Source organism: Nodularia sp. UHCC 0506, assembly GCF_034931045.1.
Classification (GTDB): domain Bacteria; phylum Cyanobacteriota; class Cyanobacteriia; order Cyanobacteriales; family Nostocaceae; genus Nodularia.
The window spans coordinates 103,924-125,255 of the sequence record NZ_JAYGHH010000003.1 but is presented as its reverse complement, the minus strand read 5'-3'; the positions used below and the strand labels follow the sequence as shown (position 1 = coordinate 125,255).

Here is a 21,332-nt window from a genome sequence, read left to right as displayed (position 1 = left end):
GACCCATGACTAATGACCATTAAGAAAATTGTTCCCAGGATTGTGTAACCAATTGACTCAGCCAACGTCGTTGCTGCTGATTTAACATGGGATCATCGGCTAGTAGTTGAGCGGTTAATTCTTCTAAGGATTGTCCCTGAGAACGCACAAGTTTGATCACACCGGCGATGGCTGAGGCTACTAATTCTGCGTCAATTGGCTGTTGTCTTAGGGCAAAAATTTCCTGGGGACTGTCTGGGATGGGATAATTCATGGCGTAGGGTTAAAAAAATACAAAATGAACAATAAACTTTGACAAACTATTAAAAATTCTTTACTCAATCTTTATTGAACCAATAGGGCGGAGTCTAGCGTAGTTTCTACCTTTATAAAATCTGTCTGAGTGAATAGATTCATCGGAGATGTCAGCAAAAAATGATGAAAGAAATACTTTATTTGGAAGTTCCCACACCGGACACTGTAACTGTACTTACTTGGCTGCAAAAAAATTTTGAACCAGGAATCTGGGAAAAATTACTGACTCCAGATGGTTTCCGCCTGAAAGTATCAACAGAAACTAGAAATGCTGATTCGGCAATTGATGGAAAATTACCGCCCGAACTTTCTGTATTCGTCTGGTCAGTGCAGCGAACTACTTATCTAAAAGCCTTTCGTTGGGGAGATCAACCCATTTTTGGAGAAGGAGAAATTCTGCAACGTCTGAGTCAGGAAATCAGAAAACAATTTCCCCATCAATACCCAGAACCTCCAGCTATTAATTCCCAAAAATCAATTTTTGAGGAACTAGCACCTGTTTACCCCCTGACAGTTAAATACTTTCAGCAAATGCCCAATGGGGAATATGATCTCAATCGTGCCTACTGGTGGGAGCAAAGATGGCGCGAAGGAGTACGGAATCCTCGGCAGCCCCGTCAAGTAGTTTTTTCCCAAAATGGAGCATTTGGGGGAGGTCAGAGACAAAGTAGTATAACATCTTCTTCGCCTACTTACGATCTGATCTACATCGGCGGCGCTTTAGGGGTAATTCATGCAGCTGTCATGGCTAGGTTGGGATATAAAGTGCTGCTAGTGGAACGTTTGCCTTTTGGACGGATGAATCGAGAATGGAATATTTCTCGTGATGAGCTGCAAAGTTTAATTAATTTGGGTTTGGTGACAGCCACCGAGTTAGAAACTGTGATTGTTCGGGAATACAAGGATGGATTTAATAAATTTTTTGATGGGAATAATCCGGTTAAATTGCGATCGCCTATCCTACACACACCCACGGTCTTAAATATCGCCTTAGACTCGGAGAAATGGCTGCGGATGTGCGGTGAAAAACTCCGAGATGCTGGTGGTGATATCTGGGATGAAACAGAGTTCATCCGTGCCGATATTGAAAAATCACAAGTTACGATTACAGTCAAGCATTTACCCAGTCAAAATGAGCAACGCGTCAGTGGGCGACTATTAATTGATGCAATGGGAACAGCTTCTCCTGTGGCTTGGCAATTAAATGGTGGTCGTGCTTTTGACAGTGTATGCCCAACTGTGGGAGCAGTGATTGAGGGCGGATTTGAACCAGGGGTTTGGGATTCCCAGTATGGAGATGTGCTTTACAGTCACGGCGATATTTCTAGGGGAAGGCAGTTGATTTGGGAGTTATTCCCCGGATTTGGTGAAGAACTAACAATTTATTTATTTCATTACCACGAAGTCAATGGGTCAAATCCCGGTTCTTTGCTGGAAATGTATGAGGACTTTTTCTCGATTTTGCCGGAGTATCGACGCTGTGATTTAGATAAATTGGTGTGGAAAAAGCCGACATTTGGCTATATACCAGGACATTTTAGTGTCGGAAGTAGCGATCGCACCATTGCCTTTGATCGTTTAATTGCCATTGGTGATGCTGCATCCCTCCAGTCTCCCCTGGTGTTCACAGGCTTTGGTTCTCTAGTTCGCAACTTAGACCGTTTAACAACACTGTTAGATACAGCCCTCAAGCATGACTTGCTCAGTTTCCGCCATTTAAATAGGATTCGGGCTTACCAAAGCAACGTTTCTGTAACTTGGCTATTTTCTAAAGGCATGATGGTTCCCACTGGGAAGTTTTTACCCCCCCAAAGAATTAACTCCATGCTGAATACCTTCTTTGGGTTATTAGCAGATGAACCACCAGAGGTAGCAGATAATTTCATCAAAGATCGGTGTGATTGGTTAACGTTTAACCGCCTAGCACTGAAAGCAGCTCGCAAAAATCCAGCCCTGCTGTTATGGATTTGGCAACTAGCTGGATTTAGGGATTTAGTACGGTGGGTGGGTAATTATTTCAGTTTCGGTCTTGATTCCCTAGTCAGTGTTTTACTCAGAGGATGGTTCCCCCCCTTGTTAATGCGGAGTCAATCTTGGTTAGAACCCCGCTATCCGGCACTGTGGTTGCGGTTATTAGTGATTAATTATGCGATTGGTGCTGGTAAAGTCCAAACTCCAAATCATTCAGCCCCAGTCAATCCAGATGCTATCATTCCCAAATCAGAGGCGAAAATCTTGAATTAGTTGCGGTATTCGCCCAAATTTGGACAAATTGTAAAAATCGTAGTGGCGTGACACAGCTAATTTTGTGCTTAAGCATAAATATTGTGGGGTAAGCTCTCTAGCCCTCCCAGAACAAGCATCTTGCCTGTTGCACAAGAAAAACATAATGCACTATTTTAGTTTTGCCACGCCAGTCGGCTAGTACCGCTACGCGGAAGTCAAAAGTCAAAAGTCAAAAGTCAAAAAGCTCATCAAACAGGCTTTTCAAGGATTTTAAATGGTTGCTTTATTTACGCCGTGCTGTACTAGGTTAGCCACACCTGAATCTACCATTAGGAAAGTGCTGAGTTTTGAATAATGCAAAATCATTGATTATTATACTCATTACTTATGCGAAAATTTGGTAATTCCACTGATGACAAAGATTTGCGCCCTTTAGGTGGACGCTGAGGATAAACCACTGGTGAGGGTGATTGACGATCATGGGCGTATTCCTCAAAATCATCTGCAACGAAATCAGCCTGATGCAATTGTGAGTTTTTTAACCAATAATTTTCCAACGCTTCACTAGATGATTTATCTATAGTCGTCTCGCTCAAAGGCACAGTGAAAGACTCTAGTGAATTATTTACAGATGAAGAGGGAGAATCTTCCTGTTTTGCCGATTCTTCAAATTGCTGATCATCGTCCCTGGTTTTCTGCCAAGTTTCCCAAGTTGGTGCTTCCGTTTGATTGCTGTCTTCATGATTTTCCGCCGGAGGTGACGACGTAGGTGCAGATGCAGGTTCAGCCGTAAAAAACATTTGAATCAGACTATCCAATTGAGTATCTAGCTTCGATGATCCCAGTGATGAAATAGTTTCTGATGTAGTTGGAGAATCGTTAATTTCTGAAGTCACTGGTTCTGAAACAATTGGTGTTTCTTCCTTGTTCGGCAAGTTGTCCGGCGATAATGGCATTGGCTGAGAATCATGACTGCATGGAGGTGGAGCCATACATTGATTCCCCGGAGAATCGAATTGCTCGCCATAAGATTCTGATTCTGCTGACCAAGGTCTAATGGGTTGCACATTAGGAAATAAAGACCGAGCCTTGCGCGAAAATCTTGTTTGTTGGTTGGCTGTTTCGTCACTAGAATCATTTACGCCAGGTGACTCCAGACATTTTTCCAGAGCTGCTTTGAATTGTAGAGTCTGGCGTTGCTGACGCATGAGCCTACTACGTAGTTCTCGACAAGTATTTTCTGATTGTGATGCCTGTTGAGACTGTTCGTTATAGTTAGTTTGTAGGAGCGCACATTCTCGCTCTAACTGAGCTAATCGCTGTTGGCTAATTTGTAGTTGTGCTTTATAAGTTTCAATAAGGTTTTCTTGGCGCTGAACAGTTTGTACGGCTGTTTCTAACTCTTGGAATAGAGATTTAATTTGTGCTTGGGCTGCGGCCAGTTCTTTGGTTTGTTGATTAAGCATAGTCTCGGCGACACTGGAACGCCTTTTTTGCCACTGCAAAGCTTTTTCTGATTCAGCGAAGTCATCTTTAAGATGTTCTACTTCCTGATACAAGTGATTATTTGCCGAGCGCAATTCTTCATTCAATGCCAGTAGCTTTTGAAATTCAGTATCAACAAGTATTTGTTGTTCGCTATTAGGCTCCACAACCCAGTCAGGCTGAGTTGTATCCTGCTGGGAGTCAGGAGTTTTTTCCTCTGGCTGTGGTTCTACCGCAGGTTTGAGCAGCGGCAATTGTTTATTTGCCATATTGTCAAAAGGCACAATTGAGTAAAATGGACAGCTAGGCTGCTCAGGGTGTAGCGAGTTATCAGAATTTAGGGATTCCATTCCAGCCCTGTTATTTGAGGTGTCAGGTTTATTTATGACTCTTGACCCACTCACTTAAAAAATGTTCAGTATTGCTGGTCAATTAAGTCAAATCAAAGAAGAGGAAAAGGGGCAGGGGAGAAACCCATAAATAAATTTAGGGGCTTGAAATAAGGACAAATTATTTCTAGATGCAAAGCAAGAGAAATAATTTTTTTTCTAATGTTCATAAATAAATTTAGTGGCTTGTATCCCTGTTGGTAGAGAAAATCCTGAATCCTTCCCCCTTACCCCCTGCTCCCCTGACTCTTTTGGTCAGGGTTGACTTCAGAAGCTTAAGTTAGACTTTTACCAACTGTGAGTGATTAGTTATGACTCAATGCTCCTGTTTTGGCATTCCCTAACCTCAAGGTAAGAAAATTTTTAACTAGCCTTCTTTATAACATTAAGAGCTTATCTTCCGTCAACCTTCACCAATTAAGGAGAATTATGTAAATGCTACTACTATACAGGCTGGCTGACAGATGCAGAAACAGGGTTTGAACCTACTTGACTTTTATGAACATTTATGCTGCATATTTCCTAAATCAGCACTCAGCACTCCCCACTCAGCACTCAGCACTCTCCACTCAGCACTCCCCACTCAGCACTCCTTAAGGCAACCAACGGGGATGAAATCCCACTAAAGGTAGTTTTTCCGGTTTAATTGTGCTGTTGGTAGCATCACCAATGGGTAACAAAGGCATTAACCACAGGCTACTAGAGGCGATCGCTTCGCCATCTTCGGTCTTGAGTGCGTTTGCAGTTAAGGGTATGGGATCTATTTGTGGCATCACTTGATCAAAAAGCAACCCCAAACCATCTGGTGCTAAACTCATTTGCACATTCCTCTGTTCGACTGGCAGTAACAACAATGGTTTTTGTTCTCCAGTGTTCAGGTCAATTGCCACTAAATAAGGCTGTTCTATATATTCTTCGGCAGATACTAGCTGTGTTAGCAAACAGTAGAGGGTGGGTGAAGCCGGGTCAAATTGGCAATTGATGATAGAACCTGTAGTTTTTAACAAAGGTTTCTGAATGCCTTGGTTGGTGACTAAAAACAAATCTCTTGTATAATCTGTATTAAATTTGACCATTGCTGCTTGGGAACCGTCTTTGGAAAAAGACTGCACTAAGCCAAATTGGGGGAGAAAATCAAGAGGTTTGCTGGCATCAGTTTGTAGAGGTAGAATGGCTGCTCCTTGGCCTTGGGCAACTGCTACGGCTTTACTATCGGGTGTAATCATAAAGTCTCCCCCTGGCTGACTTTTAAGCTGTCGAGGGGTAGGTTTTTCTCTGGTATCGCTGGTGGTGGGCATAAACCATAGGCCAAAATCGCTGGGATTGTTTCTGTTCCCGCGCTGCACAACAATTGTTTTGCCGTCTGGCGATAAATCAAATTTGAGGTTTTGATATTGTTTATTGTCTAAAACTAGGTCAACTTTACCTGCGGCTTCTGCTGGTATTTGAGGCTGTGCAGAAATGCCTGTTGTGACTGTATATAACTGAGCTGATAATAGGTCTTGGTTATTGGAGGTCCGAGCCGAAAATAAAATCTTTTCCCCATCTGGAAATGGCTGAAAGTCCATAACAATCAGGTCTTTAGGGGTAACTATATTTTTCTTCTCTTCGGTTAAGTTGTAAAGAACTAACTGACCTTGATTTTCTGGTTCAGCTCCTATGTATATAATGACGCGATCGCGGGATCTAAAGTTACCTGTAAAGGGCTGTATGACTCGATTTTTTCCTTCTTTTTCCGCAAACCGATCTCTTGCGTTTTGCAACCGCACTTCGTAATTTGTACCGTATGGTGCTGGTGTCAGCAGTGTATAAACCATCCGCCGTCCTGCCCAACTGAATTTACCTGCTAGGGGCGGCTCAATTCTCAAGTTTTCCTCTACGCTTTTGATATCCATTGGGCGACTAAAGTTGAGGGTGAAGGAAACGTCGTCAGCTCCAATTTGTTGATTTTGCCAAGTAAATTCTCGGACACGAACTGCCACCACATCACCTTTGAGTATCATGAATCCAATCAGCAAACTCAGTAGCAGCATCAGTGCGATCGCCACGCGATCTAGTGGTTGGATAAATGTCTTGGATGTAGCCATCTTTCAATTATTCGGTAATTAGTTGTTAATAACTATAAGGATTTCGGGGTTGGGGAATTTCTTTGATGGAGGTAGCCGCAATAGTCAAGTTGCGTTTACCTGCTAAAGTTTCTGTGATCATTTTTCCTTCTACTTCCAGCCAAGTGTCAGGAGAATAGCGTTTTTGGTTTTCTGGTAGTTTGACTGGCAATCCGACAGGATAAGCATCTGCGGCACAACAAGTCAGCACAAATCGGGCTAAGAAAATATACTCTTCTCCTATGTCTGGGGGATGAATCACAAATCCCTGAACTTTGGCATCTTGACCTGTATATGAGTCTGGTTCTGGGTAAACGTTAATTGTCCGCGCCCAATCCACCAGTGAGCGATCTTCTGGGCGAATAGAAGGACGGAAAGATTGAGGTTGGACGCGTCCGGAGGATAGTAAATCAGATACACCCAGCTGCATGGCTGTGTCACTGGCAAAAACGCGGGGTGTAATCATTAAACCCAAAATCGCAACAGTTAATAACAAAGCACTACCCCAGCCAGGGGGAAACAGATTAATATGCTGAAGATTAGATGATGTATTCACCCGGCGACGTTGCTGCCAAATCTCTCGCATCTTTAACAAACCAATTATTACCAAACATATACCACATCCAACAACTAACCCAAAAAAGTTGGGGTGAATCAACAAGTACAATTTGCCTGATAACCAGTATTGCAGCATTAAAATGCCCCAACTTGTCACTGCTAAAGCATCAATCCACGGGAATAAAATATTTTGCAGAGGAATTTTGGTTTTTCTAGCCATTGGTCAAAAAAGAGGAAAGGGGGGAGGGGGAAAGAATGTAGCAGTTATCAGTCACAAGAAATATTTGAGTTGAAGAATCCCGCTAGTTTGGTGTTGACTGAATAAATTGAAAACTAAATAACTAAATTCCCGTAAAGGCTGATTGCGGGTCGAAATTCCTTAGCATCTGCCTTAATTACTGATAACTGTTCACTGACTTAAAGCACATACAAGTTTAGAAACAGTGTGAACAAAAAAGTCAATTGTGCAGCTAAGGCAAATAAGTAAAATATAGTTTTGGGATTAAAAACAGTTAACATCAATCCAATACTTTTGATGTCAACCATAGGGCCAAATACTAAAAATGCTAACAAGGAACCACTACTAAAAGCTGAGGCAAATGACAGGGCAAAAAATGAATCTACCGTGGAACACACTGATACAACTGTGGCTAATATCAGCATGACGACAATGGAAGTAATGTGTCCTGCACCTAAACTGAGAATTAAGTCACGGGGAGCAAATACTTGCACAGAAGCGGCGATCGCACTACCTAAAACCATTACACCGCCCAATTCTCGCAATTCTTGGACGACATTATCCAAAACGAGGCGTAGTTTATCCGCAACAGATTTACTGGAACTAGTGGTTGGGGTGGTCGCCTGGATTAAATTAGGATCTAAGCGCTGAGTCAGTCCTGGTTTTCCGCCTAAAATATAAGTCCCCGATTTCAAGACGCTGGGTACTTTTGTCTCTGGTGGTGCTGCGTAACCTCTCCCACGACGTTTATTTTCTGGTTGGGTTGGTGGGTTGAATTTCAGGTAACGAGCGATCGCTGGTTGGACAAGAGGAGTTACATCTTTCTGAAAACTGAACACAATCCCAATAATTACGGCTATTAAGAGCGAAAATATCACTCGCAAAACTACTATTTCTGGCTGGTCTCGAAAGGCTAACCAAGTTGCCCAAATTACAATGGGGTTAATCGTTGGTGCTGCCAGCAAAAAACCAATGGCTACAGGTGTGGGTACTCCCTGCATCAGTAATCGCCGTGCTACGGGAACATTACCGCACTCACACACCGGGAACATAAAGCCAATGAGACTGCCTGCTAAAGCACCTAATACCGGATTTCTGGGCATTCTAGCTACTAATTTTCGTTCATCGATAAAAATCAGTAGCACACTGGAGAATAAAACCCCAAACAGCAAAAACGGCATCGCCTCGACTAGCAAACTCAGAAATATAGTGAAACCATTGTTCAGTTGATTCATGGGTGTCGCAGTCAAAAGCGGTTGAAAGTTTTTAGGTTATGTTTAGCTATTCTATCGGAATGGGGATCAAAAACATCTATGGGTAACTCAAGTTGATTTGAACAGGAAGTTAGTGTTCTGTTTCTAGTTACGCTTCAGGGATGAGTAATGCTAGCGAGTTGTAGATAGTTTTGTTTAATTGTGTGCATTTACTGATGCTGACTGATTTGAAGATAGTCCCATTTCCGAAATTGTTCCAAGTTTGGGAAATAAACATCTAGCTGCGTGACTTTTAACTATGTAATAGTTATACTTGCTGTAAACTAGTGCTTCATGATGTGATCTTCCATAAAATTTCATAAAGTGTTCACAGTGTTTAAACATTCGGGGATCGCTATTGATTGCTAAATTTTGTAATTTTGGCGATTTATGACAAAATCCAATATAAGCAATAGTTGATTCTTTACTATAAAAATCTCAAAACTGCAACACTAATATCTAAATAAATGGGTAAATAACAAAGAGTATTTTTACTTAACTCTCTGACATAAATTCTGATACACCGTCACTTTTTACATAAGATTCTCTCATTTTTTGAGGTGAAAGAAGAGGTAAAGAAGCAGGGGGAGTTGGAAATTACTTTGCACTCCCCGCAGATGAGTGGCATTTTTTCTTATTTCTTCTTCCATGTCCTCTTCAGTCAGGGAATTATTCACAATCCATTGATGTATATATGCAACGGCTCTCGAATGTGTAAATTCTGTTAAGATTCATCCAAAGCCATTATTCTCAACGCTGATTCTTTTTTTCACTATCTCTCAATTGACCAGAGATTAGAAGAACTAAAAATATTTGCTGATTACCAGCTAAATTTTATACATATATATTTTAGAGTGACCAGTGCCACAAGAATTTAATTCCTTCATCTCATCGCTAATTTTATCTCCTGGTAGCGATCGCGACCTCAGTTTAGAGTCAGTCATAGAGGAACTGCCAATATACAATTTTCAGGTAGAAATGAGTTGTAGTGGCGCTGAAGTTGCTCATTTTTTAGAAAAATCCCCCCTGCTACCAGGAGCAATCTTGTTAGAACAGGGCGAATTTATGGGGATGATTTCACGGCGACGACTGCTAGAATTTCTGATTCGTCCTCATGGACAAGAGTTATTTGCTCAGGAAACATTAGGTGTCCTTTATAGTTACACACGCACAACTATTTTGCTGTTACCGGGGACAACACCAATTTTAACAGCCCTAAAACACACACTTAGGCGATCGCCTGAACTTTTAGCAGAACCAATCGTAGTACAAACAGCAGCTAATACCTACAAATTATTAGATATACATGACCTCAACATCGCCGCTTGGCAAATTCAGGGAATAGAAACTCAGATGCGCTACGAACGCAACCAAGCCCAAATGATTCAAAATGACAAAATGGCACGTTTAGGACGTTTGGTAGATGGAGTAGCACACGAAATACTCGACCCTGTTGGTTTCATCTGGGGTAATTTAACTTACGTTTTTAACTACAGTCAAGATTTACTTAAACTCATAGCCGAATATGACAAAGAATTGCCTCAAAACTCTCAAAAAATTAACAATCTTAAAGAAGAAATTGAATTAGATTTTCTAGAAAAAGATTTATTAAAAGTTCTGACGAGCATTCGCACCGGGGCAGAAAGATTAAAAAAACTGGTTACAGGGTTACAAAATTTTTGTTATCTAGATGAAGTTCATCCCAAACCAGTAGATTTACACGCCTGTATAGATGGGATTATTCTGCTAATTAAAAGCCGATTAAAAGGAGAAATAGTCATAATAAAAAATTACGGCAAACTGCCACCAATATCTTGTTTTGTCGGGCAATTAAACCAAGTATTAATGAATATTATTACCCAATCCGTAGATGCTTTACTGAATGAATCTGTGCGGCAAAAGTTGAATCACAAACCTGAAAATCATTTTACTAAACCATGCATTGAAATTACGACAGAAGTCATTTCTCTAGCAGATAACGAAGGAGATAACGCAGATTCTCGCTGGATCTCAGTCTGTATTGCTGATAATGGGCCGGGAATGTCTCAAGAAACCCAACAGCAAATTAGGGAATCTTTTTCTTTAGAAAATTGGGCTGATCAAGAAACTAGTTTAGGAATGAGTTATCGAATTATCGTAGGTAGACATGGTGGTAAATTAAATTTACATTCCCAACTGGGTATAGGAACTGAATTTAAAATATTATTACCTTTAATATAGCGGTTTTCAGTTGAATGAAATACAACAGGGAGCATCCAGTTTTGGCAAATAGATTTTTTTAGATAATCCATATAGTGGGTTATCTGTTTTTTTCTAAGTGGATGCACCCTGATAGATTAATACTCAACCATGATGAAGGTAGACAGATTCAACTATATTGAAATTTTTAGTTGTACCTACAAACACAAAATAACTCAGGTTTTAAAATAGCTCTAAATTCACTAATTTACAGTTTTTATTGGGATTGGGATATGGTTTGCAGCAATTTTTCACCCTTTTGGTGAATATTCCGCGCATGGTCAGTCCAGGAACCTTGTCCCCAGTAACGGAAACAGCTAGTTTGCAGCAACAGGTTATGTAAAAGCAGATTACGGTATGCCGATGAGTTAGTGGCCAATATATTATCAACTTTTTGATGAAATAAACTGCTGAATTCATACATAGGAGAAATCACATTTTCATATCCTTTTATCCAACTAATATGATTTGTCCATGAAGCTCCATCTAGATGAAAGTTAGGGTCAATTTGCTTTAATTCTTGAATAGCAGTTTCTACAGTTTCAGTTTGACAATTTTCAGATGAAATTCTCTGCCAAATTTGATGTTGTCCTATCGGCTGACAGGTGGGATAGTCTTCGGGTTGACAACCGGCGGCTGTGATTAATTCTAAATATTCAGTACCACACACGCCAACAACACCGGATTTACCTCCCCCATGATTAACCATATCACCCCAAGCTTGTTTGAAAGCACTGGGAAATTCATTCATCATCACCCCACCATTTTCACCATCTCCAATTTGACTCACAATGGGTGGAATTAAGACATTTCCTACTTGTTGTTTATCTAAAGTTTTAGCTTCATAGTAAGGCTGCATCTGAGCGACTAATTTAGTATCTGAACCTTGAGTTTTAATTAAGGCTGTAATACTAATTGTTTCGCCTTGGGAATTACGAGCTATTAGACGATGTGGTAAGTGTTTGTGAGTGAGAGATTGTCCGCTAATTGTTTCTACAGAATGTTCTTGTACAAGTAACCAGCGATAGCCGCATTCTTTGAGGGCTTTGATAAATGCAAATAAAGTATCAGGATGATTGGGGAGGTGCATTTCTGGGGGAGAAAATCCTTTAACTCTCGCTAGTGCGTCCCAACCAAAAATGGCAGCAAAATGATGTTGCCAGGCGACGATATGCAATTTAAGATCAGCTATGGGTGTGGAAGGAATCACAGCATGACCCCACATTGTTCCCAGCCATTCTACATAAGGTTGATAAGTGCGATCGCAGGTGATACGTTTGAGATTATCTAAAATATCGTTGCGTCCCATTTGTCTGAGTCCCCACAACAGATTACCTGAGTAATCCAACATGACACGGGGGTTGCAACCTTGATGGACGAGTCCGGGGATCAAATCACCCATGCGACTATAACAATGGGCGAAAGGTGCGGCGTTATGGTTGTCCCCTTCGTGGGTATGTTCAAACATATATTGCAGATTGCTGATTAAGCTGCCATTATCTCCAGCCGGGATGGTGGGCTGGTGCATATGTAAGGCGATCGCAAATACAGCTTTTACATCCTCTAAGCGGATATTTGTGGAGGGTAAAAAGACAGGTGCATCATGGTTAACTACAGAAAGCACCTCTGTTTCCCAACCGGAGATATTTGGTAAATCGTCGATGATTTCGGGCAAAGTAGGAAGCGTGGTAGGTAATGTCAGCATTTATGCTTGCTCCGAAATAAGTTAAATCTATTCATTTTGCACCGATTACATGAATACTCCCAGCCATGCAATTCTCAATCTGGTCATTTTTAATCAACAACTACGAGATCAGGCAAGTCCAGCGATTCTCATCGGTGCGGTCTTACCAGATGTTCCCATCTTTGTGTTCTACTTGGTGATGAAGTTTGTTTACCGTCTGCCAGAAAAGCAGATTTGGTCAGAGGTTTATTATCAACCTTTTTGGCAAGGTCTTGTGAGTACGTTTCATTCAGTCCCCCTGGCTGTGCTGGGATTGTTGATTGCCCATTTCTGGAATTGGCCATTGATCGAGATTGGCTTAATTAGTATGGTGCTACATTCTTTGTTAGATTTCCCAGTCCACAACAACGACGCGCATCGGCACTTTTTTCCTTTGAGTAATTACCGTTTTATCAGTCCCGTTTCTTATTGGGATCGTGATCATTATGGTGCTATTGCGGCTTTGATGGAATTTTTACTAGTATTCTTAGCTACAGTTTTTCTATTTAGCTCTACGTTAACAAACTGGGGCAAGGGAATGCTAATTGCGGTCAATGTGTTCTACCTGGTGGGTTATTACCGTTTTTATCTGAAAAGTTAAAGTGATTGACCGCAGGATAAAATGAGCGAATTTTAGAAACAGAGAAAATTTAGGTTCTTGACCACAATAAATCACTAAAGCGGTAAATTCTTCTCATAAAACTGCGTTTGACGGGACGCTGTGGTTTTGCCAAGGTGGGCGGAGTGGCGATTTGTAAAATCAACTCTAACAGCCAAGGGGCTAGACGTTGACACCAAACTGCTAAATGACTTTGCCAACCAACTAAAATTTCTGGTGCATCTTTTTGTAGTCCAGACACAAGTACCGCCGCTACTTCTTCGGGGTTCATGGGGATCACCCAGCGAAATAATTTTAAGTCCCGCGCCATATCTGTATCTGTGAGAGTGGGTAATAAAGCAATCACCCGGATGTTGTGTTCGGCGAGTTCGCGCCGCAAGGCTTGGGTAAAGCCGATGATGGCAAATTTGGTGGCTGAGTAAGTCGCCATTGTCGGTGCAGCTACTTTCCCCATCAAACTGGAAACATTGACGATAGTTCCTTGTTTTTGACTCACCATGCGTCTGGCTATGAGGCTGGTGAGATTATACATTCCCAATAAGTTGACTGAGAGTTCTTCTTGCACTTGGGGTAGTTTGGTTTGCAAAAAGGAAGTTTGATAGGCGACACCTGCACAGTTAACCAACAGATGAATCGGCCCATAGTTGCGCCACAATTGGGCTACAGCAATATTGACTTCCACCGTCTTGGTTAAATCAATAGACAAGATTGTGGTTTCTACGCCCATTTCCTGAATTTGGTCAGCCACTGCGGTGAGTTTTTGGCGATCGCGTGCTACCAAAATCAACCGCTTGATTCCTCGTTGCGCTAATGCAAGTGCGATCGCTTTACCAATACCACGAGAAGCCCCAGTAATTAGAGCAACTTTACCTTGAATATTCATCGGTTTTAACCTCCAAAATTGTGGTCTTACCCTACTCTTAGTGATTGCCGACAGATACAATCAAAGCGACTCGCTGGCTTGCACAAGGTAAGACAATTAATCAGTCGTTATTGAAATTAAAAGATATAGCTGTAGTCCAATATGTGAGGACAGTGTTGATTACTCAAACCTCGAAATCAGTTGGGTTTTGTAGAGACGCGATTCGTCGCATCTGCTAACGCCCCTCCTCTTTATAAATAAGCCTTTGGTAACGAAATATTCCTGGAGTAATCTGCATTGTTTATTAAAGGCATTTCAGCCTTGTTTTCCCGATCAAAAATCAACACCGCACACAATGGACTGAATGGACATAGCTCATAGGTTTTATCTCTCCTAAATTCAGAGCGTTCACCATCATCGTTACCAATACACACGTTAACAATTAAATCAATGTATTGCAATATTCTTTAATAAGAATTTCTTAATATTTCTTAATATAAAGCAATATAGTAGCAGTCAAAAGACTTCCAAATAAAAAAAGCACTCAGCCACCTCAAGCCAAAAGCCGCTCAAACTCTCATAACTCCGTGTCTGGTGCGGTTCCTTTGGTTCGTTTATGTGGTGATGGGAATATTTATTCTAGTTAAATATTTGTACGGTGCTTGTGATGTCACTCAAGTGGTGGTTGAGTCTAGAGATCAAAGCCTTTTTGCAAAATTAACCACAATAGCAAGGTGTCCTACATCGGGCTTGCTGAATAAAGATAAAACCCAAATAAATTGCAGGGTTGAGGCTGATAAACCCGAAAGTAGGTGCCAGCTTATTGAAGGGTGTACCATCAAAAGTGTGAATTTTGGGTTGAATCAATCAGAAAATTTGGGGATGACAGATAGCTGAAACTGTTCCCTACGCGAACAGAAAACCCTACATCAAGGCTTAAGCTTCGGCGTATTTATTATACATCTAGTTCAGCATATTTACAGAAACTTTAAAGCTCTAAAATATTAATAATCCTTAATAGTAAAAACTATTAAGGATTGCTAAAAGGAGCGAAAAATGCTCACAAACCTAATTCTTTCTTAAAAATCATCAAGAAACTGACTTAGGCGGCTGATGACGGGATCAACCTCTTCTGGAGGGTTATCAGCATAGGTAGTATTAGCTACTTCTGGTACCGTCGCTGATGGAGTTGAAGACTGAATAACTGGCTGCTCAGTCACCATAACAGCCAAATGCGCTATTTGTTGCGTAAGTTGCAAAATATGGTGTTCTATCGACTCCAAACGATGAGATTCCTTAGCAAAAAAACGTTCCTCTAGGTCAGTCACTTGACGTTGCAACTCATCGATTTTTTGTTCAACCGAATTTGTTGTTGCTGTTTTTGGACTAGGTTTTACAGTTTCCGGTACACATAAAGCTTGCCATAGGGCTTCTTTACAGATGTCGCTAAAAGTTTTGTCAGGTAGTTGCTCTAAATAGTTGTCTACAACTGCTAACAAACTCTCATCAGCAACCTCTGGGGTGAACGTGACCGATTTAACTACCTTTTTTGACCATTGGAACATCAGTTTTAAGCCCTAGCAGCTCGAACGGCAGACAATTGCGCCTCTCCATAAATATACTGCCCCAAGGCGTTAGCCTGGCGAGAAGGTGCAGATAAATGGGCATTAATTTGGGCTTCTTTGAGTAAACGTTGAACGTCTTCCCAGAAGAATTCACCGCCGCCTCCGGTGATGATTACGTCTGTTACCCGCTCTGGCAACCAGGCTAACACACGACTACAAATGTCTCTAGAAAACATTTCTATGAGGTTGGGCAGAAAATCATCCAAGTTGGTAGGCTTGCTTGCACCTTTAGGACGATAGAAGCGTTCACCTTTGGGTTTGTTGACCGCAGTAATCAGTGCTAAAGACTGACTATCAGCTCCGTCTATTTCGGCAGATACCATTTCATAGAACTTGTTCATCCCGAAGTCTTCACTTTGAGAAGCACCACGAGCAAAACGGAAGTTATCTACCATCAAAAGATCGATGGTTTGATGTCCGATATCGACAACTGCCACCGATATTTTAGTGAAATCAGGAACTCTACCACCTGTTTTAGGTTGCGCTTCTGTCCAAAGAAGACTGCCATAACCTTCTGGCATTACCCAAACTTTGGTAATGTTCAGTGAAACGGATTCGCCTCGGAAGTTCAATACATGAGGCCCAGTTACTTGACTGGTCAACTGTGCTTTTTCCTTTTCAAATTGCTCTAAAGAAAGAAAAGGTAGACCCAGTATAACTGAGATTTCGTCTTTGAGCTTGAAGTAGCCCGCACTTGCTAACACTTTTACCAGTGCATCTTCTACTTTAGATTGGCCGACTCCTAAGTTTGCGCCAAAGTCTGCTGCTAGTTGACCAACAGCATATCCATTGCCTTGATACTCCAGCCATAAATCCATCAGAGGGTCAGTAGCTCTGGCTTCAAAAACGCCACCTCTAACTTGTTCTATGGACATTTTCTTAACGTTGGCAGGCACGAACACTACATTAGCTGGTTCGCGGCTGATACAAGTTTTGGTGGAAGTTCTGCCTAAATCAACACTGAGAATAGCTTTGCCAGAGCCAACATTTGGCCTATTGGTTCCAGGATTAGCATTCATCGGGGTAGATGCTGACACTCTATTTAGAGGTATGGCAGCGGCATTCATTGGGGTAGCTGCGGAAGGTTGGTCTGTCATGAAAGCTCCTAATCCTTACTTAACTTTAAAAATTTATCATGCTCATCTTACAAACATTTGAGCTACCAAAAATTCTAGGTTCAGTCAAGTGTAGCTAGAAATACGTCAAATGTTTAGCTTAAACAATCACAATTTCAGCATCATTTAGGGTAGTGTGGGCGAATTTTTACCAGTCTTAACCCTCAATTCTCAATAAAATCAGTATATTTGAGCTTCTAGTGTTTTTGGGTTGACGTTTAAGTAACTAGCCAAAAATCCTAGAAACCAAATTCTCAGCACGATTATATGTCTAGAGTCCAGGGACTTGTCCACAAGTTCGTACTGACTACCAATACGCATCTACAATACGTTAGCAAATTTACTCACACCTTGCTACTTATAATTGTATAAAATAGAAACAATAGCAAGTATATATTGCTAATCTAGCAACCGCCAAGGTAGTTAATACGGGTATATACTGGCAAATGCCACGCTACACGAAGGCTAACAGCACGGATTAAACGCAGCTAGTCCCACTAGGCTTGACAGAACTCAATAAGTTGTTCATACCTGGGAGCAAAGCAATAAAAGTGTGATTCCCAGTCTTAGGCCATTAAAGAATAGTGCTTGACTATCTTGCCAATCAAACCAGTGTTTTACTACTGCTCAAAAAAACCACGGAGTAGGGGCAAACAGACAATGGGAAAACTTTATTTTCCACTATCAATGCCCCATTCCTCTTTTAAACTGTTGGGGTCAATGATTGTACTCTCGATTCAGATTGCCAGTCTAATGGATTCAAAACGCGGTCTTCCAAAGCCATTTGCTCAATTAAACTTGCCAATCTCAAAGCTTTGAGGGCTTGTTCACCACCCACCGAAGGTTGATTTCCACCGTGTACGCAATTGACAAAATGCTCTAATTCTGCACTCAGAGGTTGGACGTTAGTGGTGTAAACTTTCTCAATTAAACCATCTTGCCTGTAAAGCACTTGTCGATGGTCAGTCAGAGTATTGTGATTTGTTTGTCGGTGAATTAAAATTTCGTTATTCAGAAAATCTGCTTCTGTAAATGAGTTTTTGCAATGAGCCACAATGCGGCGAATTTTCCGGTGAGTAACTTTGCTGGCAGTTAAAGTAGCAACAATACCGTTGGCAAAGCCCAAGGTAGCTGTGACGTAATCTAAATAACCAGAATCCAAAGAACGAGTACCGCTAGCCGTTAACTTTACCACTGGAGAAGCAGCTAGTTCCAATAGTAGGTCAATGTCGTGGATCATTAAATCCAGAACCACTGAAACATCATTTGCTCGGTCTGAGTAAGGACTCATGCGATGAGCTTCTAGGGCCAGCAAATTTTCTGTTTTCAGAACTTTATTCAGTTCCTTAAATGCTGGATTGAAACGCTCAATATGCCCCACTTGCAGAATGCATTGAGAATCAGCCGCAGCATTTACTAGCGATTCTGCTTCAGAAATGCTGGCAGCAATGGGCTTTTCGATTAAAACGTGAATTCCAGCCAAAAGACAGTTTATGCCTACTGCGTAATGCATCCTAGTGGGGACAGCAACACAAACTGCTTCCACATGGGGTAGCAAATCACAGTAATCTTCAAAAAAATGTCCCTTGTATCTACTAGCGGTTTCTAACCCTCGTTCTACATTAATATCTGACACACCCACTAGTTCAACATCTTTCATTGAACTCAGTATGCGAGCGTGATGTTGTCCCATGTTACCCACCCCAATTACGCCTATGCGAATTGGTTTTGGTTGACTGCGCTGTGTATATGAATTTGGTTCTGCCACTGACATGCTATTTTGCACTATTATTCTCTCCTCAACCACCAAATTTAGAGACGCTACGGCCGTTGGCATTTATACTTGAAAGCCAGTTATGCTCTGTCGAAAACCATCCAGATGGTAACATAGAGGTTACATTTATGAAGAATTTCAAAGTTTGTAATCAGTTCCCCAAATTTGGCTTTTTTTATGTGTTCAGTTGTAAATTGATCAATATTTTGTTCTTTACATAAAATATGAGATGTTCTTTTATTGACTTGCTAAACCCAGTGAGACGTAAGTAATAACTCATAAAAACCGTGAGGCAATTAATGACTTGGATCAATTTTTAACTTGGCATAATTCAAAGATCAGATTATTTTGTTATTAAAAGTACAGACAGAAAAAACTGCACGGTGATGGTGGTATGAAAAAAGAATATATTGGGAGTTACCACCGCCGAAACACTCAAACAATTTTTGCATAATTCTCTGCAATTTCTACATATTGAGCCGTCTATCTTTTTTCAGATGCTGGTATAGGTAGTTTTGTTTGGCTATGGTGAATACAGTAAAAACCGCCGTAACCAAAATGGGTTTAGGAGGACTGTAGCATTGTTTATGGCGTTTTGTTGAAGTGTAATTTGGCTATGGGAAATCCAAAAGTTAAAACCGAGATGAAAGCTGTAATTTTATTGTCTGGAGGATTAGACTCTTCCACAGTTTTGTATCAAGCCAAAGCGGATGGTTATGAATGTTACCCAATTTCTTTTGATTATCAGCAGCGACATCGACGAGAGTTACATTCAGCCTTTCTAGTGGCTGAAAAAGCTGGTGTAGTTAAACATCAGGTGGTCAATTTTGATCTACGACAATGGGGGGGTTCGGCACTGACAGATGACACAATTAATTTACCCCAAGAGCGATCGCTTGAGCAAATGTCTGAAAATATTCCTGTCACCTACGTACCTGCACGGAATACGATCTTTTTAAGTTTTGCGCTGGGATATGCGGAAGCGATCGCATCTGAACGGGTTTATATTGGTGTAAATGCCCTAGATTACTCTGGATATCCTGATTGTCGTCCCGACTATATCCAGGCGATGCAGAAAGTTTTCCAGCTAGGAACCAAACAAGGACGTGAGGGCAAACCTATCAAAATTGTTGCCCCCCTAATTGATTTAAAAAAGACTGAAATCATTCAAGTTGGCAACCAATTGGGAGTTCCTTGGGATTTAACTTGGTCTTGCTATGCAGGTAACGATGTGGCTTGTGGTGTCTGTGATTCTTGTCGTTTAAGACTGGCAGCCTTTGCCGAATTGGGCTTGCAAGACCCATTACCTTACGCTTAGGGCGACTGGAAGCAGGGAGCAAGGGTAAAGAAACCTACTCAGCACTCCCCCACTCAGCACTCAGCACTCAGCACTCAGCACTTTCTACAAGCGTCGCACTTGAATTTGATGGAGGCGTGGTCCGACAGCTGACACGACGGTAAATTCTAGATTTTCATAGTAGAATACTTCGTCTTTGACGGGGATTTTTTGGAGTTGATACAGCACAAAGCCCCCTAGAGTCTGGTATTCCTTTGTTAAAGGTAAGTGGAGATGTAAAACTTCGTTGAAATCTTCGAGGTTGATTTGGGCTTGCACTAAAAATGTCTGGTTGTCTAACATTTCCACCAGCAAGTCGTCAATGTTGTCAGGTTCGCCTGCGTCTCCAATAATTTCAGCAATTACATCTTGGATAGTAACCAATCCCACAGTTCCACCAAATTCATTAACAACTATGACCATAGCTGGCTTTTCTTGCTGCATCATAGGCAATAGTTCACTCAAGGGGGTTTGTTCGGGTACAAAGCGGGCGTGACGCATCCACGGTTGGATACTTGCTTCTGGGGTCAATTTCCCCATTGCTAGGGGTTGTGCCAAATCTTTAAAATAAACTATGCCGAGAATGTCATCTAAAGATTCTCCAATAATGGGATAGCGGGAATGACCAGTAGCAATCATTTCCTGAAGTAAAGTCTGGAAAGTAGCATCTTTTGACAAGGCTGCAATGCTAGTGCGGGGAGTCATCACTTCTTCGGCTATAACATCCCCAAATTCAAAGACATTATTGAGCAATTCTCGCTCTGAAAGCTCTAAACCAGTAGATTCTCTTTCTGTGGAGATGATCAGCTGTAATTCCTCTGGAGTCACAGGCGATCGCCAACTTTGTCCAGTGTATTCAATGCCAAAAATTCTTAACAAAAACCGGGTTGATTGGTTAAGAATCCAGATGAAGGGATTAAAAAAACGGACGATCGCTTTAATAGAAGGCCCCAAAAATCGCGCCAGTTCTTCTGAGTACAACATCGCTACTGATTTAGGACATAATTCACCTAAAACAATTTGCAGATAAGCGATCAAAAAGAAGGCGATGGGAATTGATAAGGAATGAGCGATCACATTACTCGTCTGTAAGGGTAAAGGCCAGGATTTGATCCATAACTTCACCAGTACCACAATCGAACTTTCACCAATCCATCCCAACGCCAAACTAGAAAGAGTAATACCTAACTGAGTTGTAGATAATAATCTTTCAATACTACGTTGTAGTCCTTGAACAGCGATCGCCGGAATATCACCAGCCTCAACCAGCTGATGGATACGCGATCGCCTGACTGTCACCATTGAAAACTCTGCCGTCACAAAAAAAGCATTGATCGCAATCAGCAATAGCACTGATAACAATCTCAGCCCCACATCCGTCCAAATTAAGCTAGAAAAACCGCTCACCGCCAAAGCTCGTGTAAAAATCACGCCCCCATTTTGGGATTAAATATCGGGTCTGAGGTAGACAAAGAACTTTTACCCACTCCTC

General features: G+C 41.4%; 15 protein-coding genes. 4 read left to right on the top strand and 11 right to left on the bottom strand.

The features are described from left to right. Positions 1 to 19 precede the first annotated feature (19 nt). Positions 20 to 253: a hypothetical protein gene (locus VB654_RS03745; RefSeq protein WP_323212104.1), complete on the bottom strand. Its 234-nt coding sequence runs from the start codon at positions 251 to 253 to the stop codon at positions 20 to 22. 164 nt (positions 254 to 417) lie between these two features. On the opposite strand from VB654_RS03745, the gene VB654_RS03740 reads away from it, so the two are divergent. Continuing rightward, positions 418 to 2,538 (top strand): flavin-dependent dehydrogenase, encoded by a 2,121-nt coding sequence (locus tag VB654_RS03740; protein ID WP_323212279.1) that lies wholly within the window; start codon positions 418 to 420, stop codon positions 2,536 to 2,538. Positions 2,539 to 2,882: 344 nt separating this feature from the next. Here VB654_RS03740 and VB654_RS03735 read toward each other — a convergent pair whose 3' ends face one another. The 4 genes from VB654_RS03735 to VB654_RS03720 all read right to left on the bottom strand — a co-directional run bounded on the left by VB654_RS03735 (position 2,883) and on the right by VB654_RS03720 (position 8,530). Further along, positions 2,883 to 4,355 carry a hypothetical protein gene (locus tag VB654_RS03735; protein ID WP_323212103.1) on the bottom strand — a complete coding sequence of 491 codons (1,473 nt, stop codon included), beginning with the start codon at positions 4,353 to 4,355 and terminating at the stop codon, positions 2,883 to 2,885. 632 nt (positions 4,356 to 4,987) lie between these two features. Beyond that, complete coding sequence (locus VB654_RS03730; RefSeq protein ID WP_323212102.1) at positions 4,988 to 6,481, bottom strand: hypothetical protein; 1,494 nt, start codon at positions 6,479 to 6,481, stop codon at positions 4,988 to 4,990. A gap of 25 nt (positions 6,482 to 6,506) precedes the next feature. Next, positions 6,507 to 7,277: a TIGR03943 family putative permease subunit gene (locus tag VB654_RS03725; RefSeq protein ID WP_323212101.1), complete on the bottom strand. Its 771-nt coding sequence runs from the start codon at positions 7,275 to 7,277 to the stop codon at positions 6,507 to 6,509. Positions 7,278 to 7,474: 197 nt separating this feature from the next. After that, a complete protein-coding gene (locus VB654_RS03720; protein WP_323212100.1) occupies positions 7,475 to 8,530 on the bottom strand; it encodes a permease in 1,056 nt (351 codons plus the stop codon). 879 nt (positions 8,531 to 9,409) lie between these two features. Here VB654_RS03720 and VB654_RS03715 point away from each other — a divergent pair. After that, the gene (locus VB654_RS03715) at positions 9,410 to 10,768 is read left to right on the top strand and encodes a sensor histidine kinase (protein WP_323212099.1); all 1,359 of its coding nucleotides are present in this window, start codon (positions 9,410 to 9,412) and stop codon (positions 10,766 to 10,768) included. A gap of 235 nt (positions 10,769 to 11,003) precedes the next feature. On the opposite strand, the gene VB654_RS03710 is transcribed toward VB654_RS03715, so the two are convergent. Then, entirely contained in the window at positions 11,004 to 12,491 is a 1,488-nt protein-coding gene (locus VB654_RS03710) for a glycosyl hydrolase family 57 (RefSeq protein ID WP_323212098.1), read from the bottom strand. A 49-nt stretch (positions 12,492 to 12,540) separates the two neighbouring features. On the opposite strand from VB654_RS03710, the gene VB654_RS03705 reads away from it, so the two are divergent. Continuing rightward, on the top strand, positions 12,541 to 13,110 hold the full coding sequence (locus tag VB654_RS03705) for a hypothetical protein (protein WP_323212096.1): 570 nt from the start codon (positions 12,541 to 12,543) through the stop codon (positions 13,108 to 13,110). Between the two features lie 49 nt (positions 13,111 to 13,159). Here VB654_RS03705 and VB654_RS03700 read toward each other — a convergent pair whose 3' ends face one another. From VB654_RS03700 to VB654_RS03685, 4 genes are all read right to left on the bottom strand, one after another. Then, positions 13,160 to 14,011 (bottom strand): SDR family NAD(P)-dependent oxidoreductase, encoded by an 852-nt coding sequence (locus VB654_RS03700; protein WP_323212095.1) that lies wholly within the window; start codon positions 14,009 to 14,011, stop codon positions 13,160 to 13,162. Between the two features lie 1,058 nt (positions 14,012 to 15,069). Then, the gene (locus tag VB654_RS03695; RefSeq protein WP_323212094.1) at positions 15,070 to 15,555 is read right to left on the bottom strand and encodes a plasmid segregation centromere-binding protein ParR; all 486 of its coding nucleotides are present in this window, start codon (positions 15,553 to 15,555) and stop codon (positions 15,070 to 15,072) included. Positions 15,556 to 15,560: 5 nt separating this feature from the next. Then, positions 15,561 to 16,712, bottom strand: a complete 1,152-nt coding sequence (locus VB654_RS03690; RefSeq protein ID WP_323212093.1) for a ParM/StbA family protein — start codon at positions 16,710 to 16,712, stop codon at positions 15,561 to 15,563. Positions 16,713 to 17,433: 721 nt separating this feature from the next. Then, entirely contained in the window at positions 17,434 to 18,516 is a 1,083-nt protein-coding gene (locus tag VB654_RS03685) for a Gfo/Idh/MocA family oxidoreductase (RefSeq protein ID WP_323212092.1), read from the bottom strand. Positions 18,517 to 19,147: 631 nt separating this feature from the next. Here VB654_RS03685 and queC point away from each other — a divergent pair. Next, positions 19,148 to 19,822, top strand: coding sequence for a 7-cyano-7-deazaguanine synthase QueC (gene queC, locus VB654_RS03680; protein ID WP_323212278.1), 675 nt, complete (start codon positions 19,148 to 19,150; stop codon positions 19,820 to 19,822). 84 nt (positions 19,823 to 19,906) lie between these two features. On the opposite strand, the gene VB654_RS03675 is transcribed toward queC, so the two are convergent. After that, a complete protein-coding gene (locus VB654_RS03675) occupies positions 19,907 to 21,271 on the bottom strand; it encodes a hemolysin family protein (protein ID WP_323212091.1) in 1,365 nt (454 codons plus the stop codon). Between the last annotated feature and the right edge of the window lie 61 nt (positions 21,272 to 21,332).

Excerpts from the sequence above, each read along its gene's own strand:
- VB654_RS03735 (WP_323212103.1), bottom strand. The coding sequence starts at position 4,355 with ATGGAATCCCTAAATTCTGATAACTCGCTACACCCTGAGCAGCCTAGC.
- VB654_RS03730 (WP_323212102.1), bottom strand. The coding sequence starts at position 6,481 with ATGGCTACATCCAAGACATTTATCCAACCACTAGATCGCGTGGCGATC.
- queC (WP_323212278.1), top strand. The coding sequence starts at position 19,148 with ATGAAAGCTGTAATTTTATTGTCTGGAGGATTAGACTCTTCCACAGTT.
- VB654_RS03695 (WP_323212094.1), bottom strand. The coding sequence starts at position 15,555 with ATGTTCCAATGGTCAAAAAAGGTAGTTAAATCGGTCACGTTCACCCCA.
- VB654_RS03710 (WP_323212098.1), bottom strand. The coding sequence starts at position 12,491 with ATGCTGACATTACCTACCACGCTTCCTACTTTGCCCGAAATCATCGAC.
- VB654_RS03740 (WP_323212279.1), top strand. The coding sequence starts at position 418 with ATGAAAGAAATACTTTATTTGGAAGTTCCCACACCGGACACTGTAACT.
- VB654_RS03700 (WP_323212095.1), bottom strand. The coding sequence starts at position 14,011 with ATGAATATTCAAGGTAAAGTTGCTCTAATTACTGGGGCTTCTCGTGGT.
- VB654_RS03690 (WP_323212093.1), bottom strand. The coding sequence starts at position 16,712 with ATGACAGACCAACCTTCCGCAGCTACCCCAATGAATGCCGCTGCCATA.
- VB654_RS03725 (WP_323212101.1), bottom strand. The coding sequence starts at position 7,277 with ATGGCTAGAAAAACCAAAATTCCTCTGCAAAATATTTTATTCCCGTGG.
- VB654_RS03720 (WP_323212100.1), bottom strand. The coding sequence starts at position 8,530 with ATGAATCAACTGAACAATGGTTTCACTATATTTCTGAGTTTGCTAGTC.
- VB654_RS03705 (WP_323212096.1), top strand. The coding sequence starts at position 12,541 with ATGAATACTCCCAGCCATGCAATTCTCAATCTGGTCATTTTTAATCAA.
- VB654_RS03745 (WP_323212104.1), bottom strand. The coding sequence starts at position 253 with ATGAATTATCCCATCCCAGACAGTCCCCAGGAAATTTTTGCCCTAAGA.